Below are 17,437 nucleotides of genomic sequence, written 5' to 3'. Positions count from 1 at the left end.
GGAGATAAAGATGAGTTCGAATGAAATTTTATGGATAGCAGTGGTTTCAGTTTTGCTCTTAAGCGGAGTGATGTTTCGTATTGCATTGCATTATCGCAACCAAGTTAAAGCACTTAAAGAGCAGGTTCAAGATATTAAGAAAAAAATGAAAGAGAATGAGTTTAGGTATTTAATGGAAAGCAAGCAGACAATTGATGAATGTGATGCGGATCTTGAAGAACGTGACGAGGAAATTGAAGAACTTAAGCAAAAGATAGATGCGTACCGAGAAGAGTTTAAACGGAAAAGTGAAAAGATACAGGCACTAAAAGCAGATGTTCAATCACGTGATACGGAAATTAAAGAATTGAAGCAAGAGATTGAAGAACGTGAGGAGGAAATTAAAGAACTCGAAGCAGATGTTCAATTACGCGACGAGGAAATTAAAGAATTGAAGCAAGAGATTGAAGAACGCGACGAGGAAATTGATGAACTGAAGCAAAAGATGGAAGAATGTGACGAGGAGGAAATGGAAGAACTGAAGCAAGAGATTGAAGAACGTGACGAGGAAATTGAAAAACTTAAACAAAAGATAGATGCGTACCGAGAAGAGTTTAAACGGAACAGTGAAACGATAGAGCTACTAACAGTACATGTTCAATCATGTGATGCGGAAATTAAAGAATTGAAGCAAAAGATAGATGCGTACCGAGAAGAGTTTAAACGGAAAAGTGAAAAGATACAGGCACTAAAAGCAGATGTTCAATCACGCGATACGGAAATTAAAGAATTGAAGCAAGAGATTGAAGAACGTGAGGAGGAAATTAAAGAACTCGAAGCAGATGTTCAATTACGCGACGAGGAAATTAAAGAATTGAAGCAAGAGATTGAAGAACGCGACGAGGAAATTGATGAACTGAAGCAAAAGATGGAAGAATGTGACGAGGAGGAAATGGAAGAACTGAAGCAAGAGATTGAAGAACGTGACGAGGAAATTGAAAAACTTAAACAAAAGATAGATGCGTACCGAGAAGAGTTTAAACGGAACAGTGAAACGATAGAGCTACTAACAGTACATGTTCAATCATGTGATGCGGAAATTAAAGAATTGAAGCAAAAGATAGATGCGTACCGAGAAGAGTTTAAACGGAAAAGTGAAAAGATACAGGCACTAAAAGCAGATGTTCAATCACGCGACGAGGAAGTTGAAAGACTAACACAAGAGCTTAAACAGCGTGATGAAGCAGTAAAAGCGCCGCCTCATAAGAATAAGAAGAGTAAGAAGAAGGGTAAGTGAGGAGATAGAGATGGGCTTAATTGCGCTTATTATATCTTGTTATGCAGCTTATACTGCTTTTAAAACCACAAAAAGGCTTAGACAAGAGATAAATGAAAAAGACGAAATAATACACGAGCAAGCAAAGCTCATTGAAAAATTATCTTTTCCTAACGTTTCTTATTGTGTGAATTGCAGTAAAATTGTGTGCAGAGAAGTCGTTTAAGCACCATTCTAAGAAAAAACCATCATTAAATGTAAGTGATTTAGATGCTTCATACAATCCTTTGTTTTGATCTAGGTACCAAAACGGGGTGGGCGTTTCGCAATGCCGAGGGTGACATATTCAGTGGTACCGTGAATTTTCAATCGCGCCGTTTTGAAGGCGGTGGAATGCGTTACTTGCGTTTTAAACAATGGCTATCAGAAATAAAGCAGACAGCAGGTCAAATTGACGTGGTGTATTTTGAAGAGGTGAGGCGTCATAAAGGTACAGATGCAGCGCATGTTTACGGTGGTTTGTTAGCAACGTTAACGGCGTGGTGTGAACAGCATCAGATACCGTATGAGGGGATACCAGTAAGTACGATTAAGAAAGCGACGACAGGCAAGGGGAATGCGTCGAAAGAAGAGATGATTAAGGCGGTGCGTGCAAAAGGGCACAATCCGAAAGATGATAACGAAGCAGATGCTTTAGCAATTTTATATTTAGTTAAAGAAAGGGAATTGGGGTATGTCAACTAAGTTGCCATGGACGAGGCTTTTTGCAGACAAGTGGCTTCTTACTCTTGGTTGTTTGTCGCCGACCGAGAAATGTATCTATGTCATGTTGCGACTTCTAATGCTCCATACTGGTGAACCTATTTTAAAGGACTTAACGGTATTAGCTTTTTGGGTTGGTTATCCAGTAGAAGAGTTTGAAGCAGCTTTGAATTCCTTGATTGAAGGTGGATTCATCATACGTTTAGACAATGGTGGGTTGTGGAATTCAGAAGTTGAAAAAGAACTCAATAACATCACTGAAGAGCTAGATAATTTCACTTGCAATAATAATAAAGAAAGGGAGGTGAAGTATGTCAACTAAGTTGCCATGGACGAGGCTTTTTGCAGACAAGTGGGCAATAGTTGTTGATTATTTGCCTGCTGTAGAGGGCAATATCTATATGCGATTACGGTTACGTATGTTGCATACTGGTGAACCTCTTTTTTATAATATTAAAGTTTTATCTAATTACACTGGTTATTCAGTGAAGAAGTTTGAAGCGGCACTGAATGTTTTGCTTGAAGAAGGATATTTCATTCGTTTAGCAGATGGTCGCTTGTGGAATTTAGATGTTGAGGAAGAACTCAATAACTCTAATGAGAATTTAAATAGACTCTCAGAAAAAGCTATAAAAGCTGCGAATACTAAGAGAAATAAGCAGAAAGATAATTCATCAAGAGAACATGATGATGTCATCATGACATCATCACGAGGTCATGATGACATCATGATGAGTTCATCACGACAACACATTAACAATAACAATAACAATAACAAAAAAAATAAAAATATTATTTTATCAAAAAGAGAAATTGATTTTGAAAATTTAGAAACAAACGATTTGGTTGACGAGCCAATCGAGTGTGATGATGTTCAATCAGAGCAAATCAAAACGATAGAAACCAAACAACCAATCATTCGCGAGCAAAATATCAATCTTTCAAACGAAGTTAACAACCGATGGCAAATTAACGAAGCGATGATTGCGAAATTGCCTTCACGAAAAGTTAAAAAGGTTGGAAAAAAACTTTCAGAAATCTTTGACACGATGATGCCTGCTTATTTTCCAGAGAAAGAAAACTTTTTTGAAGAAACTAAGAAAACAAGCGAAAAACAAGAAGTTGAAAGAATACTAGAAGATTTCAAACCCGATTTTCAATACGCAACTGAACAAGGATTAACGCATGATGAAGCCTTATCAGAATTTGAAAAATTTGTACGCTTTTCAAAATCCAACCCATGTCGAAATGCAAATGAACGCGATTGGCAAAGCGCTTGGGATAATTGGATTACGCATCCAGAATATGGACTGGTAATTAAGAAACACAAAAAATTAGAAACGGAAAAACTATATGCAACCGCATGCTATAAATCATCATCAAACAATTTCGCAAACAACCTTTCAGAAAGATTTAGCATACCCCCAACAGCGATCTACGCTTAAAGACACTTATGGATCAGAAATAGAGCTTTTTTCGGAAGCATCAGTCATGAAATTGTATTTAAAAGGATCCGAAAAAACAGCAAAGTAGTGAAATTTGCTGATGATTTTGAGAATAGAGATGCGTTTAAATTGACAGAAAGGCACCGTACAGAGCGATTTAAAGATTTTGTGATAAAAACCACATTGAAATTAAAAACGCTTCTGTACGGTCCATTTTGAGGCAAATAAACCCATTGGTAAAGTTATGGATTTAGATAGGGGATATTAAACCAGATGTTTTTAAAAAAACGTAAACAGAAAGGGCAAAAAAAGTGGGTTGCAACGGCGGTGGGGCATGCACCATGGGGATTAGGGGTAGCAGAACATTTTTATAACCTTTACGAATATGATGATGGCACAAGAGAATACGAAGAATTTGACGGTGGTCAGTATCATGAGATGCCTTGTAAAGTTGATTACAGTACCAAGGCGCAAGTGAAAGCTTGGATATATGGGGGTGGTATTCCGAAAAGCGTTCTCAATTACGAACCTCTTATAGACGAGATCAATAAAGAGATCAAAAAATTATCGAAAACCGCAGGAAATAAATATGTTTACAGATAAGCAGCTAAGAGCCTTGTTTGGTATTATAATTTTTATATTTTTATGCTTTCTAGGAATTAAAAAAAATCCCTATTTTATCCAAGGTATTTTGATATTTGCATCTTTTGGTTTGATAATAATAACAAATATTTTTGTAATTTTATGCAATTCTCATATTCCTTTTGAGTTGCAGAACAATCCAAAATACAAACGTGGCAATACAACAGGTTGGAAGACATTAACACGTGATTTACAACAGTATTTGCACAGACTTTTAAAGCTAATAAGTTTAGCACTTGTCGTTTTAATTTTTCCAAATAGTTATACTGTATTTTGGTATTTAGATATCGTTATTTGGTACTTTTTTTTAGTTTATTCATTCTTTCTCATGTTGCATACACGCAGTTTAATAAACATGTCCATTTACGCGATACAATCATCTATTAAAAAGAAAGAGAGCTAAAAAAAGCACTTGATATTCAATTAGGTAGGTATCAAAATGAAAAAAATTGAAAAAATAAAAAATACGTATTGACTTTAAAAAGTCATTCTGTTAAACGAATCACAAGTGCTTCAAAAACACTTAGCTATTAGCGGATGGGTTACGTAACAACCTTTCCCATGCCTTTAAAATACTGATTGTTTTTTATGCTATTATTAGCATATATTGATTACATCGGGTGTAGCTATGCCATACAATACCCTTCGCGAGGGAAAAGCATAGCGACGGACTAATAGCCGTGTTTTTGAGCGCCCGATGCCCTTATAGGGTTTTTAAATCAAAAACGTACTAACTATTAGAAAGGTTTTTTCAATGAAAGATCTAGTTACAATCAATGATGATGGCGTTGCAGTTACAAATTCTCTAAAAATTGCAGAGGGTGTGGGTAATAGCCATGCTACTGTTATTAGATTGCTACGTAAAAATATTAAAGATTTTGAAGAGTTTGGAAGGGTTGGATTTGAGATCGTACCCTTTAAAACAAATGGCGGATGTCAAAAAAGAGAAATCGCAATCCTTAATGAATCACAAGCAACTTTGCTCATGACATATATGCGCAATAATAATACGGTGCGTGCATTTAAAAAGGCGCTTGTTAAAGCTTTTTATGAATTAAAAAGCCAATCAAAAAATCATGATTTATTCTCTAGAGATAATGATTTATTTTCTTATGAAAGTTTAAAAGCTCCTGAGGGAATTGGTAAAGTTTTGGGAATGATTGCTGCGCGTTTATCGTATGTAAATGATCTACAAAAAGAGCTTGATCACTACAAATTGGTTACGACAGAAGCCAAGCGCGTTTTAACAAACGCTATTGCAAAAGCAGTTTAAATAACAGGCGTTGCGGGGGCGCCTTCTCAAATTTCCATTAAAATTTTATCGAATATTTAGATTAGGAGTAAAACCTATGACCACTAAAAATGTATCCAAAAAATATGAACTTACTAATGAAACTACAGAAGTTAAAGACCATCTCTATGGTAGAGTTAGAACACTTTATCGCATTAAAGCTTTAAGAAGTTTTGGAAGTGTTAAAAAAGGAGATTTAGGGGGCTTTATTGAAAGTGAATACAACTTATCACATGATGGCAATTGCTGGGTTGGTGATGATGCCAAGGTTTATAATGCTGCTATGGTTTGGGGGCATGCGAAGGTTTTTGAAAATGCAATAATTTGTGATGAGGCGTGTGTTAATGGGTTTGCGAAGGTTTACGGTAATGTACGTGCTTATGGAAAGGCAATTATTGGTGGCAGGGCGCGTGTTTTTGGAGATACGCAACTTATTTTGGGGGCATGGGTTACAGGAAGAAAAGAGATTTCTACAGGTTTAATATCCTTTTGTAGATAGATAAAGACTGTAGATAAATTGACTAAAGCGGCTTCTAAAAGATAGAATTAAAAAAAGCCGCGTCCTTTAAGACACGGCTTTTATTATCAAAACAGCTAGCGATCCAAATAAACGATTAAAATAACCAATCGAAATATAAAAGAACATCTCTTTATTGCACAAAACGTATCAAAACGCAAGCTGTTAAGTAAAATAAAAATGGGATTCACACTGTAGATTCAGTGATTTATAATTATCATTTATCAAATCAATTTAAATCATAATGAATAAAATGAGCGCTGTTAAATTACCTTCTTTTCAAACAGAAGAACAATCTTCTTTTCGTCAACTGCCCCATAATATTGAAGCAGAGAAAGCTTTGCTGGGTGCTATCATTATCAATAATAATGCTCTTGATAGCGTTTCTGATTTTTTAAAAGCAGAGCATTTTTTTGAACCGTTGCATCAAAGGCTTTTTAATATCATTTCACAAATTATTCAAAGTGGAAAAGTTGCAGATCCCATTACTATTAAGCCCTTTGTTGAAAATGATGAGAAAATTGGTGACATCACTGTATATAATTACGTGGTGCGTTTAGCTACCGAGGCAGTCACAATCATTAATACTAAAGATTATGGAATCGTCATTTATGATCTGTTTATCCGACGCTCTTTAATTAACCTTGGCACTCAAGTTGTGAATAGAGCTTATGATGTTTCTGTAGACCTTACAACATCACAACAAATTGAAACTGTTGAAAATCAGTTGTTTGAATTGGCAGAAAAGGGAAAATATGGGGGTGGGTTTGAAAACTTTAATACAGCCATTGCAAAAGCACTTAACATGGCAAGTGCAGCGAAAAAGCGTTCCTCAAGGCTCTCAGGGATAGCTACCCATATCAAAACACTTGATGAGAAAATGGGAGGGTTACAAGCATCTGATTTGATTATCCTTGCGGGGCGCCCTGCTATGGGGAAGACCTCACTGGCTACCAATATTGCTTTTAATATTGCCAATGCTTGCAAGCGTCATGATAACAGCCAAGCCAATGAAGGGGGTATTGTTGGTTTCTTCTCACTTGAGATGTCAACAGAACAGCTTGCAACTCGTATTATCTCAGAGCAAATAAAGGTTTCTTCTTCTGATATGCGCCGTGGTAATATCTCAGAAGAGCAATTTGCAAAAATTATTCACGCAATGCGTTCCTTACAAACAATCCCTCTTTATATTGATCAAACGGGGGGTGTATCCCTTGCACAATTGGCCGCCCGTGCAAGGCGTCTTAAACGACAACATGGTCTAGATGTCTTGATTATCGATTATATCCAACTCATGACAAGCGGTTCAAAGCGTTCATTAGAAAACCGCGTTCAAGAAATTACAGCCATTACCACCGGATTAAAAGCACTTGCAAAAGAACTCAATATTCCCATCATTGCTCTGTCACAACTTTCACGTCAAGTTGAAAACCGAACCGATAAACGTCCGCAACTCTCTGATTTACGTGAATCTGGTTCAATCGAGCAAGATGCCGACATTGTTCTGTTCGTTTATCGTGAAGAATATTATCTCAAAAATGAAGAACCCAAAGAAGGCACTGCTGAGTATAGCAAATGGCAAGATGCAATGGAGCAAGCCAAGGGTAAAGCCGAGGTTATTATAGCAAAACAACGCCATGGTCCGACAGGAATCGTTTCCCTTGCCTTTCAATCCGATTTTACACGCTTTAGTGATTTAGCACATAATGTAAAACATTAAATAATTGTTATTAGATAACTGAAAACATTGTAAAAACACATAAAACATGTTATGATCTTTACATCATTTAATGGGACTTACAAACATGCTTAATAAAGTGATTTTAATTGGTCATTTAGGTGCCAATCCCGAAAGCAAAACAATGTCATCTGGCATCGAGGTGGTCAATTTTCGAATGGCAACGTCTGAGAGCTATACAGACAAGGCAACCAATAAAAGAATAGACAAAACCGAATGGCATTCCATTGTGGTGTTTAATCCACATCTTGCAAAAATAGCACTCCAGTATCTGAATAAAGGCAGCAAAGTTTATATCGAGGGGCGACTACAAACCCGTAAATGGCAAGATAAAAACGGTGTTGATCGCTATGTAACAGAAGTCATATTGCCTCAGTACAAAGGCGAGTTAAAGCTTTTAGATGGCAAAAATGATGATAATCAAGATCAGTCATCTGCTTATGACAGAAGCATTTACAGACCTCTTGATACGCCCCATACCGTTATGAATGACAGTGTTCCTTTTTAAATAAAAGGCGGTGTTATGAAAAAAAATAAAAAGAGGGGACGCCCTAAAATAGCAGGGCAGGTAAGAGAACCAAACGGACGTATATCACGTGCAAAAGCACCGCGTGAAGCCGTTGATAAATTGGCAATAGAAATGCGTGCAAAGCGCTTCGGTTTAACGCTACAGGAGGCAAAAAATCCACTTTCTGGGTCTTACATAGGGCGGCTTTGCTTGCAAGGCGTGCTTACACAAGAGCAATATGACGCCGCCCAGCAATATCTACAGATAAGAAACGATTACCTTTGTGCAAAAGGCTTGCCTAATGCGATTTATGACGAAATGCCGTCATCTTCAGATGATAAGGCAAGAGATAAGTGGGTAGCATTTGCAACAGAGCAGTTTATAAACACGCAAGAGGCACTAAAAGAAGCCCAATGCCTCTATAGACAGTATAATCTTCATGCTGCGCTACAGTACCTCGTGATAGAAGATCAAATGTTACCACATCTTGTGAATTCGCTGCGTGTTGCTCTTAATGTGCTTCAGAAACATTTTGATCGTAAATGACAATCTCTATTACGGTTTCATTATATCATATATCGTTGGTAAGTCTCTGCAAAATCTAGCGACTTGTTTAGTGTTTTCATAATCACCGGTGCTCACGTCAGATACTACAACTATCATTTGTGTTTTGGGGCTAATGCCAGTTCCAGTCGAATTACTAAGAAATTTTTTTGCATAATAAATCATTGGATTTTTGCTGTTATTGGATTCGTTGTATGCCCACATAAAATCTCTTTCACTCCAATTATGTTCATAACGTAAACGACTTATTACATTGGGTAGCATTGCCCATGACATTTCTTCATTATACTCACCCCGCAATAAATTCACAAAGCGTCCACATAAAATAACGAATACGTGACGATGCAATACAGGATCAAATTTGGAAGGCATCTTATGATGGCCACGGCTGTATACAAATTCTTGTGCTTGGCTTAGCTTATTAAAATGCGTAAAGCCAGTATATTCTTTACTCGCGTATTTGTCGTAAAGTTGATTATACTTCTCTATAGTATCTACACTTGTAAACATACGCGTCAATTTGTCTATAAATCCAAATGACGCTGATGCAGGTAGCGCTGATATAGAAAAGAAAGCTATAAATGTTATGATGCGTGTTATGGATAATGATTTCATTATTTTGGATCCTTAATTATTCATAAGCGCTGTTTAACCGATTCCCTTTGAAATTATCAATATGTGTTATTTTAGTGTTGACAAAGTGTAGCAAATCGTATTTAATGACATTGCTGTACTTGGTCGTACTGTATCTAGACGAGAGGCAGTGCAGTTTGGAATCCCCGCATTTGCGGGGTTTTTTATTATCTGGAGGGCGTATTTTATGACATCAGAAAATACACATCAGGCTCCACAACCCATTAAAAAGCGTATACCACCAAAGGCAGGTCAAGGGCGTGTCAAAGGCGTTCCGAATAAGATGACGCGCATTTTAAAAGAAGCAGTGGTTAAGGCTGCTGAGAATGCTGGGAATAAAATTGGCAAGGATGGTTTGATCTCTTATTTGGAAAAACAGGCTATGGAATGCCCCGCTGCTTATTTAGCGTTGCTTGGTAAGGTGTTGCCTTTACAGGTAACAGGTGAAGATGGGGGAGCCATTAAGGTGATAACGCGTGTAGAAATCGCGCCTTTGGTCAATGACAACACGACAGATTAGTATTGTTCCAAAGCTTATACCGATTTTTACAGATAAGGCTTTGGTGCGTGCTGCTTGGGGTGGACGAGGGTCTGGAAAGACAAGATCATTTGCCTTGATGGCTGCTTTAAAAGGCTATCAATTTGGTATGCAAGGGATATCGGGCACTATACTTTGTGCACGTCAGTTTCAGAATTCTTTGTCAGAAAGTTCATTGGAGGAAATTAAGCGCGCCATTGAAGCACATGACTTTTTAAAGGACTATTACAAGGTTGGGGAGTCGTCGATTAAGTCGATAGATGGTCGTATAGCCTTTCAGTTTTCTGGTCTTGACCGCAATATAGCCAGTATCAAGTCTATGGGGCGTATTTTGCTTTGTTGGGTTGATGAGGCAGAGCCCGTTACAGAGACGGCTTGGCAGACGCTTATACCGACTTTGCGTGAAGAAGGAAAAGATTGGAATGCAGAATTATGGGTGACATGGAACCCGTTGCGAGAGAATGCCCCCGTTGAGAAGCGGTTTCGCTTTTCAGACAATGAGGCAATCAAGCGTGTTGAGATCAACTGGTTAGACAATCCGAAGTTTCCCAAGATCTTGAATGAAGCGCGATTGGATGATCTGAGAAACCGTCCAGAGACCTATAAGCATATCTGGGAAGGGGCTTATCTTACAGCGGTTCAAGGCGCTTATTATCAAAAGGAAATGTTGGCAGCCGAGCAGGAGGGGCGGATAGGGCGTGTTGCTCGTGATCCTTTAATGCAAATACGCGCCTTTTGGGATATTGGGGGCACGGGTGCTAAGGCAGATGCCACGGCGATATGGATAGCGCAATTTGTTGGTAGAGAGATCAGAGTGCTTGATTATTACGAAGCACAGGGGCAGCCTTTATCGGAGCATATCGGTTGGTTGCGTCAAAATGGTTATGAGAAGGCATTGATGGTTCTCCCCCATGATGGGGCAACCAGAGACCGTGTGCACAATGTGAGTTTTGAGAGCGCTCTTAAACAGGCAGGCTTTCAAACAAAAGTTATCCCTAATCAGGGAGCAGGAGCTGTTAAGATACGTATAGAAACAGTCCGCCGTGTTTTGCCTTCTGTTTGGTTTAATGAAAAGACGACGGTAGCAGGACGTAAGGCACTGAACTGGTATCACGAGAAATGGGATGAGAAGCGCAATATTGGCTTGGGAGCAGAGCACGATTGGTCCAGTCATGGGGCAGATGCCTTTGGACTGATGTGTATTTCATACAAACCACCAAAAGAAATACAAAAGCGACCAGCTTATAGCGGCAGAACGGAATATGAGAGTACCTCATGGATGGCAGAATGATGTATGATGAAGAGCATTTAGATAAAGAAAGTAACGCATCAGATTTGTCGACAGAAGGCTTATTTCGCAAGCTTGTGAGCTGGTACAAAGAAGATGTGGAGCATGTGAATAAATGGCGTGAACATGCGCGGGAGGATTTTGGTTTTTACAATGGTGATCAATGGAATGAAGAAGATTTATCGGCGTTAAAAAAGCAACGCCGCCCCGTTATGACCTTTAATCGTATTGCCCCATTGGTCAATGCCGTTGTGGGGTCAGAGCGTAATAACAAGCGCGAAGTGCAGTTTATTCCCCGTCAAGTAGGGAAGGCATTGCCTAGTGAATTGCTTACCGGTGCGGCAGAATGGTTTCGGGACATGGCGCATGCAGAATACGCTGATAGTGATGCTTTCCAAGATGCGGTTATCTGCGGCATGGGGTGGACTGATACACGGCTTGATTATGAGAACAGCCTCGATGGTGAACCGGTAATTACGCGTTTAGACCCGTTAAAGATGGTTTGGGATAGTGCAGCGGTGCAACCGAATTTAACCGATGCGCAACGTTTGTGGTATGTAGATCGCAAGCCGTTAGAAGTAGCTAAGCAGATGTTTCCCAAATCTCATTGGACAGAGCTGAGTGCAGATTGGGCAAGGGATGGTAGCTCTCATGAAGGTGTTCACCATAATGATCTTGATTATTACAGTGATGAAGGGAGCATTGATGTTGAAAACGGTCGTCGGATGGTTACACTTGTTGAATGCCGTTGGTTTGAAAGCGAGAGGTATTACAAAGCGCCCGATTTAAGCACTGGAGAACTTCGTGATTATAGCGAGGAAGAATTTAAGCAGCTACAGTGCATGATGCCCGATATCCAAGGGGCAGCTTTCAATAAAAAGGTTGTAAGACGTGCTTTTTTAGGGAGAAAATTGCTTGAATCCCCCGATCAACCCATGGTTCCAGCGGGTCAATTGGGTTGGGAGTGTATAACGGGGTATTTTGACAAGATAGAACGGCAATTTTATGGGGTTGTGCGTCCGACAAAAGATCCACAACGGTGGGCGAATAAATATTTCAGTCAAGTGATGTATATCCTTAATAGCCAATCCAAAGGGGGGCTTATTGTCGAGGAAGGGGCATTTAAGGACATCAGGCAGGCTATGCAAGATTGGTCGCGGGCTGATGCGTTGCTAGTTGCTGAAGATGGCGCCCTTGCACAAGGAAAGATCCAACCCAAACCCGTAGCAGAATTTCCAACGGGGTTTTTCCAACTGTTTAATGAAGCTAAGGAAGCAATTAATCAGGTGACGGGTTTATCGCCCGAATTCATTGGCACAAGAGAAGTGACACAAGCGGGTATTTTGGAGGCACAACGACGCCAATCCAGTTTAAATCTGCTTGCTTGTCTGTTTGATGGTTTACGTTTGTACCGCAAGCGGCAAGGTAAGATTATTTTGCACTTGATACAGAATTACTTGTCCGATGGTCGTTTGGTACGGATATCTGGTGAGGAGAATGCGCAATATATTCCATTGACGCGTGAAGAAGTAACGAGTGTCGAGTATGACATTGTTGTTGATGATGCGCCAACCAGCCCGAATGAGAAAGAGCGCACCTTCGGTATTATCACACAACTGCTCCCATTGCTTCAAAATGCGATTACGCCGGATATTATGCTTGATCTACTTCGTTATTCTCCATTGCCGGCGTCATTACTCAATCGTGTCAGTGAGAAGTTCCAACAGCAACAAATGGCACAACAACAGCAGATGGACCCCGAGCAGGAAATGAAGTTGCAGGAAAAGCAGCAAGATATTGCGGCTAAAAATCAGATGCAACAGATGGATTTACAAGGCAAGCAGATTGAATTGTTCATGCGTCAAAAGAGAGCAGAATTAGAAGCAGAAATGATGCAACAGCGCCATGACATTGAACGGCAGAAGCTTCTCAATGATCAGGCACACAATCAGATTATGCGAGAGCGAATAGCATTACACAGAGGTATGCATAGTTAAGAGAGGTGAAAGAATGAATGCAGAAATGAATGAAGCTATGAATGAAGATTACAGAGTTGGAGCACCGGTCTTTGATGATGAGAGCTCTTTTGATGCCGGCACTTATGATGGTGAAACGATTGATAATGATGATGTCACCTCTCCAGAGCCGGTTGCACAGCCCGTTGAAAAACCTTCAGAGATTGTTCCTAGTATAGAACAGCAGCGTATGGAGCAACAAGCCAAACAAGCCCGTGAAGCGCTTGTAAAGTTTTATGAACCCCAATCCCAGACGCCAATGGTTGAAGGTGAAAATGCACCCCCAGACCCTACACAAGACATTATTGGCTATATGAGTTGGATGGGAAAAAAGCTACAAGAGCAGGATGCGTATATTAGGGAACAGAAAGAAGCGCTAAGACAAGCTGAGGAACGGCAGCAGCATGATATACGTCTTGGTGAATTTTTTAATAATTCTGTTAAGTCGTTTCAAAATAAATCCAGTGATTTTGATGCCGCGGCAAATTTTCTTTATGAGGCACGCGCAAAGGAATTGAGTTCTTGGTCATCACTTTATCCTGAGTATGGACAACAAAACACAATAGATGCGATTATAAGAGATCAATTGCATGCTCTTGTAGCGACTTGTGCACAAAGAGATCTCAATCCGGCAGAAGAGATTTATAGAATAGCGCAAAATCTTGGCTATCAGAACCAAGGGGTTCAAGCGAATAATCAAGTTGCAGAACTTCAAAGCCGTCAGAATTCTGCGAGAACCTTAACGGCATCTGGTGGAGGGGGAAGTACAGGTCCACTTTCATGGGAAACGATGGACGCTATGACGGATAAAGAGTTTCAAGCGTGGTACAGTAATCCAAAAAACCGAGTGCTTATACGCAAATTGAGTGGTGCGGATGATGAAGATTAAGTGAAAGACTTTTAGAGAATAAGCCGCCTTTGGTGCGGGTTGGTGTTCCGGCTTTAAGCCGGTTTTTTTATAGCAAAGAAAGGTGAAATAAATGGCAACAACACATATAGGGATTAATGATCCACATGCGTTAAAAACATGGGCGAGAATACTTGATGCGGAGGTCTCCAAAGCAACCCCCATTGCTCCTTTGATGGGGCAGGATTCCAATAGCATTATTCAGGTGAAAACAGAGACGCAAAAAGGCAAAGGGGATTGTGTAACATTTAGTCTGCGAGCTCAGTTATCAGGACGTGGTGTGAGTGAGGGAGAAACCCTTGAAGGCAATGAAGAGGCACTCCAATTCCTTCATGATAAACTGTATATCAATGAACTTTATCATGGAACAAGAATTGCCAATGAAGGCACTATTGATAATCAGCGCACATTGTTTAATTTGCGCGAAGAAGCCAAAAACAGTTTATCAGATTGGTATGCGGACCGTTTGAGTTTGATGTTTTTCGTTCATGCTTGCGGTTATACCGCTAACAGGCTCCGTTTTGAGGGAGAACTGGTTGATCTTGATCCTCTTTTTTGGGGCTTTAATGCACCGTTAGCTCCAAGCAATAAGCGCATTGTGCGACCAGAAGCAAAAACCAAGGATGAAGATCTTACAGAAAAAGCCAAACACAGCTTTAATCTTAAATTGATAGATGAAGCGGTTCAGTGCGCTAAGCTAGCGAATCCTAAAATTAGACCGGTTCGTGTGAATGGCGAGAGTGTTTATGTGTTGTATTTGCATCCCATTCAGGTAACGCAATTGCGCACCAATACAGAGACGGGTCAATGGCTTGATATTCAGAAAGCCGCTTATACCGGTTCGCGTTCCAAAAACCCAATCTTTGATGGTTCTCTAGGCATGTACAACGGTGTGATTTTACGTGAATCAGAGCATGTCACCAATGGTGTTAAATCCACGGATAGTACACGTCTTGAAGGTGTGCGCCGTGCTGTTTTGCTTGGAGCGCAAAGTGTCGTTATGGCATTTGGTAAGAGTTACGGTAAGACCCGCTATAAAATCGAAGAAGAAACCTTCGACTACAAACGCGAATACGGTTTTGGAGTGCATACAATTATGGGCATGAAGAAAACGCGTTTCCAAATGCCCGGAAGAGCACAAGGAGCCCAAGATTTTGGAACGATAGTTATCCCCACCTACAGCGGTGAAGTTGAGTGATGAGGAAAGGAAATAGGACATGGTAGATGGCGTAACAGGACACTTACACGGCAGAGATCTTCATACACATCAGGTCAGTTTTTTGCGTTTGAATATCTCGTATAAAGATAAGCATTTGACACGCAAAATCGGGACTTTACCGCGTGGTGCGATGATCCTTTCGATTAAAGCGTTTGTGAAGACAGCGTTTTCGGATGCGAAATTAAAGATAGGTAGCACCTATGGTGGTAATGAGTTTAGTGAAAAGGACATCAAAACCCAAAGCACTCAAGATTTTACATCAACCAACCAAAAAGAGTTTGTTCCAGATGATCAAGAGCTTACGCTTTATGCAACACGGGATAAAACAACCGCGGCTGGAGAGTGTGTTGTGGTGGTGCAATTCGTGACCAATCGTTGAGAGGTATTTTGATGACACGTCATTATATTCGGGTTAAGACCGGAGGACCGATACCTGTAAAGCGAGATGTTTATCGTCATAAGAGAACACTTTCGCACTTAGTGTCGGTCATATGAGATATAATACTAAAAAATACAATAAAGTCAATAGGTTGAGTGTAATTATCTTATATGAATCCACTCAAGAATCCACACTTTTATACGTGATTCATTTGACCATTTTTTATAAACAATTGCCATGTATGAATAGACCATAAAAAGCTAATCATAAAGAAGTTTAAGAAGAAAAAACAACTTCAAAATGTCCTTCAAGCGTTTTAACTTCTTTCGGATTAACAATAATCTTTATATCGTTTCCCAATTTTGCCAAACACTCAAGCATTTTCATTTCACTAATTCCTCGAAATTCTCCACTTAAGAGTTTAGACAGTTTTGGTTGAGTCATTTTCAAAAGTTGACTAGCCTGTTTTTGTGTTAAGTTCTTTTCTTTCAGAATTTGACTAATCTTATGAGCAAGTTGCGCTTTGATAAGCATCTCTCTGGAATCTGAAAAGCCAAGATCCGCATAAACATTGGAACTACCGTGAAAAACATTGATCATTTTAATTCCCTTCTAATTGTTCTGCTAACTTGAGACGTTCTTTAATCAGATTAATGTCTGGTTTTGGTGTTGCAATGCCACGGGTCGATTTTTTCTGAAAACAATGCAACACATAAAGAGATTTTTTATATTGTATCGTATAAACAGCGCGATAAGTTCCTTGAATATCGCGTTCAATAATTTCTAGAACATTGGCAGATCCAAACCCCTTGAGAACCTTAACATTTTCTCCTCTATCTCCTATCTGAGCAAGATAAAGAGCATAACCAATCCTTTGTTGAATAAGATCAGGAAGACTTTTTATATCTTTGAGTGAAGAACCAAGCCATATGATACGTTTTATTTTACTCATGATTATTAATATACCCATATGGGTATATTTTCAAGTGGTTATTCTAATTTTGTGATTTTTTAATAACTATTATTAATAAAATTGACTTGATAAAAATGGTAACAAAAAACCATAATTGTTTATTTATCTTATGAAAAGCTGCTTTGTAAAAACCAACGCTTCCAAATGTAAAAAGAACGTTTTTTGCAGATATTTATTGAATATGCATTTGCTTTTGATTGGATTGTTAAAGCTACCGAGCGTTTTGATTTGTTTGATACGTTTGATAGCCATAACAAGCGTTATAGGTTTTCTCATTCAAATGAGTGATTAAAGATCATATGCATCATTTACATTCCTTTTGATAAGTTTTCATATCTCTCATAGAGCGCTTGCAATATGATACGTTTTGTATATATGCATTCATTACTCCATTGTGGATGATTCATTTTAATCAATAAAAAACGCTATTTGAAAGCCGCGTCATATCATTTGGCACGGCTTTTTTTTTATTTTACTCTCTCTTTTATGATATGTTTATAGCAATGCATTTTATATGCGTTTATAACCATAAAGAATGCACGCCCCCCATGTCTCTTTTTATTCTGTTTTATCAGTTATATTGACAACATTATCCCTTTCATACACCTCACAATTTTTTGGAACCAACCTTACTTTGCTTTTTTTATTGATTTTTGCATTGCCATAAACACGCCCCCAGATTGTTGCACAATATGAGATTTTAGCATTGCCATAAACAGAGCCATAAATCTCACAAGAGCCACTCACACAAGCATTTCCATAA

General features: G+C 39.1%; 21 protein-coding genes and 1 pseudogene. 18 read left to right on the top strand and 4 right to left on the bottom strand.

Annotation, left to right across the window (positions count from 1 at the left end; all coding sequences use genetic code 11):
- The first annotated feature begins 10 nt into the window (after nt 1-10).
- From ACFILN_RS02815 to ACFILN_RS02760, 12 genes are all read left to right on the top strand, one after another.
- A complete protein-coding gene (locus ACFILN_RS02815; protein ID WP_375670816.1) occupies nt 11-1,276 on the top strand; it encodes a hypothetical protein in 1,266 nt (421 codons plus the stop codon).
- A gap of 10 nt (nt 1,277-1,286) precedes the next feature.
- On the top strand, nt 1,287-1,481 hold the full coding sequence (locus tag ACFILN_RS02810; protein ID WP_375637963.1) for a hypothetical protein: 195 nt from the start codon (nt 1,287-1,289) through the stop codon (nt 1,479-1,481).
- A gap of 44 nt (nt 1,482-1,525) precedes the next feature.
- Nucleotides 1,526-1,999, top strand: coding sequence for a crossover junction endodeoxyribonuclease RuvC (locus tag ACFILN_RS02805; RefSeq protein WP_375670814.1), 474 nt, complete (start codon nt 1,526-1,528; stop codon nt 1,997-1,999).
- Nucleotides 1,989-2,339, top strand: coding sequence for a DUF1376 domain-containing protein (locus ACFILN_RS02800; RefSeq protein ID WP_375670812.1), 351 nt, complete (start codon nt 1,989-1,991; stop codon nt 2,337-2,339). The genes ACFILN_RS02805 and ACFILN_RS02800 overlap by 11 nt, the downstream gene beginning before the upstream one ends.
- Nucleotides 2,329-3,462, top strand: coding sequence for a hypothetical protein (locus ACFILN_RS02795; protein WP_375670810.1), 1,134 nt, complete (start codon nt 2,329-2,331; stop codon nt 3,460-3,462). Before ACFILN_RS02800 ends, ACFILN_RS02795 begins: the two co-directional genes overlap by 11 nt.
- A 273-nt stretch (nt 3,463-3,735) precedes the next feature.
- Nucleotides 3,736-4,065 (top strand): hypothetical protein, encoded by a 330-nt coding sequence (locus tag ACFILN_RS02790; protein ID WP_375670808.1) that lies wholly within the window; start codon nt 3,736-3,738, stop codon nt 4,063-4,065.
- On the top strand, nt 4,052-4,507 hold the full coding sequence (locus tag ACFILN_RS02785; RefSeq protein WP_375654789.1) for a hypothetical protein: 456 nt from the start codon (nt 4,052-4,054) through the stop codon (nt 4,505-4,507). Before ACFILN_RS02790 ends, ACFILN_RS02785 begins: the two co-directional genes overlap by 14 nt.
- A 351-nt stretch (nt 4,508-4,858) precedes the next feature.
- Complete coding sequence (locus ACFILN_RS02780) at nt 4,859-5,377, top strand: Rha family transcriptional regulator (protein WP_375670806.1); 519 nt, start codon at nt 4,859-4,861, stop codon at nt 5,375-5,377.
- A gap of 76 nt (nt 5,378-5,453) precedes the next feature.
- On the top strand, nt 5,454-5,894 hold the full coding sequence (locus ACFILN_RS02775; RefSeq protein ID WP_375620303.1) for a hypothetical protein: 441 nt from the start codon (nt 5,454-5,456) through the stop codon (nt 5,892-5,894).
- Between the two features lie 262 nt (nt 5,895-6,156).
- Nucleotides 6,157-7,632 (top strand): replicative DNA helicase, encoded by a 1,476-nt coding sequence (locus tag ACFILN_RS02770; RefSeq protein ID WP_375670804.1) that lies wholly within the window; start codon nt 6,157-6,159, stop codon nt 7,630-7,632.
- A gap of 85 nt (nt 7,633-7,717) precedes the next feature.
- The gene (gene ssb, locus ACFILN_RS02765; protein WP_375631940.1) at nt 7,718-8,158 is read left to right on the top strand and encodes a single-stranded DNA-binding protein; all 441 of its coding nucleotides are present in this window, start codon (nt 7,718-7,720) and stop codon (nt 8,156-8,158) included.
- A gap of 15 nt (nt 8,159-8,173) precedes the next feature.
- Complete coding sequence (locus tag ACFILN_RS02760) at nt 8,174-8,704, top strand: hypothetical protein (protein ID WP_375663006.1); 531 nt, start codon at nt 8,174-8,176, stop codon at nt 8,702-8,704.
- A 9-nt stretch (nt 8,705-8,713) separates the two neighbouring features.
- On the opposite strand, the gene ACFILN_RS02755 is transcribed toward ACFILN_RS02760, so the two are convergent.
- Nucleotides 8,714-9,337, bottom strand: a complete 624-nt coding sequence (locus tag ACFILN_RS02755) for a hypothetical protein (RefSeq protein ID WP_026017333.1) — start codon at nt 9,335-9,337, stop codon at nt 8,714-8,716.
- 205 nt (nt 9,338-9,542) lie between these two features.
- Between ACFILN_RS02755 and ACFILN_RS02750 the strand changes: the two genes are divergently transcribed.
- From ACFILN_RS02750 to ACFILN_RS02725, 6 genes are all read left to right on the top strand, one after another.
- Nucleotides 9,543-9,875, top strand: coding sequence for a hypothetical protein (locus tag ACFILN_RS02750; protein WP_375663005.1), 333 nt, complete (start codon nt 9,543-9,545; stop codon nt 9,873-9,875).
- Nucleotides 9,856-11,184 (top strand): PBSX family phage terminase large subunit, encoded by a 1,329-nt coding sequence (locus tag ACFILN_RS02745; protein WP_375670802.1) that lies wholly within the window; start codon nt 9,856-9,858, stop codon nt 11,182-11,184. The genes ACFILN_RS02750 and ACFILN_RS02745 overlap by 20 nt, the downstream gene beginning before the upstream one ends.
- Complete coding sequence (locus ACFILN_RS02740) at nt 11,169-13,178, top strand: portal protein (protein WP_375667362.1); 2,010 nt, start codon at nt 11,169-11,171, stop codon at nt 13,176-13,178. Before ACFILN_RS02745 ends, ACFILN_RS02740 begins: the two co-directional genes overlap by 16 nt.
- A gap of 13 nt (nt 13,179-13,191) precedes the next feature.
- Nucleotides 13,192-14,085, top strand: a complete 894-nt coding sequence (locus ACFILN_RS02735; protein ID WP_273791510.1) for a hypothetical protein — start codon at nt 13,192-13,194, stop codon at nt 14,083-14,085.
- A 91-nt stretch (nt 14,086-14,176) separates the two neighbouring features.
- Nucleotides 14,177-15,301, top strand: coding sequence for a N4-gp56 family major capsid protein (locus tag ACFILN_RS02730; RefSeq protein WP_375654812.1), 1,125 nt, complete (start codon nt 14,177-14,179; stop codon nt 15,299-15,301).
- Nucleotides 15,302-15,320: 19 nt separating this feature from the next.
- Nucleotides 15,321-15,701 (top strand): hypothetical protein, encoded by a 381-nt coding sequence (locus ACFILN_RS02725; RefSeq protein WP_375667364.1) that lies wholly within the window; start codon nt 15,321-15,323, stop codon nt 15,699-15,701.
- 276 nt (nt 15,702-15,977) lie between these two features.
- Here ACFILN_RS02725 and ACFILN_RS02720 read toward each other — a convergent pair whose 3' ends face one another.
- The 3 genes and pseudogenes from ACFILN_RS02720 to ACFILN_RS02710 all read right to left on the bottom strand — a co-directional run.
- Nucleotides 15,978-16,301 (bottom strand): helix-turn-helix domain-containing protein, encoded by a 324-nt coding sequence (locus ACFILN_RS02720; RefSeq protein ID WP_015856199.1) that lies wholly within the window; start codon nt 16,299-16,301, stop codon nt 15,978-15,980.
- A 1-nt stretch (nt 16,302) separates the two neighbouring features.
- A complete protein-coding gene (locus ACFILN_RS02715; protein ID WP_041581387.1) occupies nt 16,303-16,653 on the bottom strand; it encodes a type II toxin-antitoxin system RelE/ParE family toxin in 351 nt (116 codons plus the stop codon).
- Between the two features lie 579 nt (nt 16,654-17,232).
- Nucleotides 17,233-17,437: pseudogene (locus ACFILN_RS02710) on the bottom strand (hypothetical protein); the annotation flags it as partial.

This window comes from Bartonella sp. CL434QHHD (genome assembly GCF_042195145.1).
Classification (GTDB): domain Bacteria; phylum Pseudomonadota; class Alphaproteobacteria; order Rhizobiales; family Rhizobiaceae; genus Bartonella.
The sequence above is the reverse complement of the archived record's forward strand: the minus strand, read 5'-3'. Positions and strand labels throughout refer to the sequence as shown.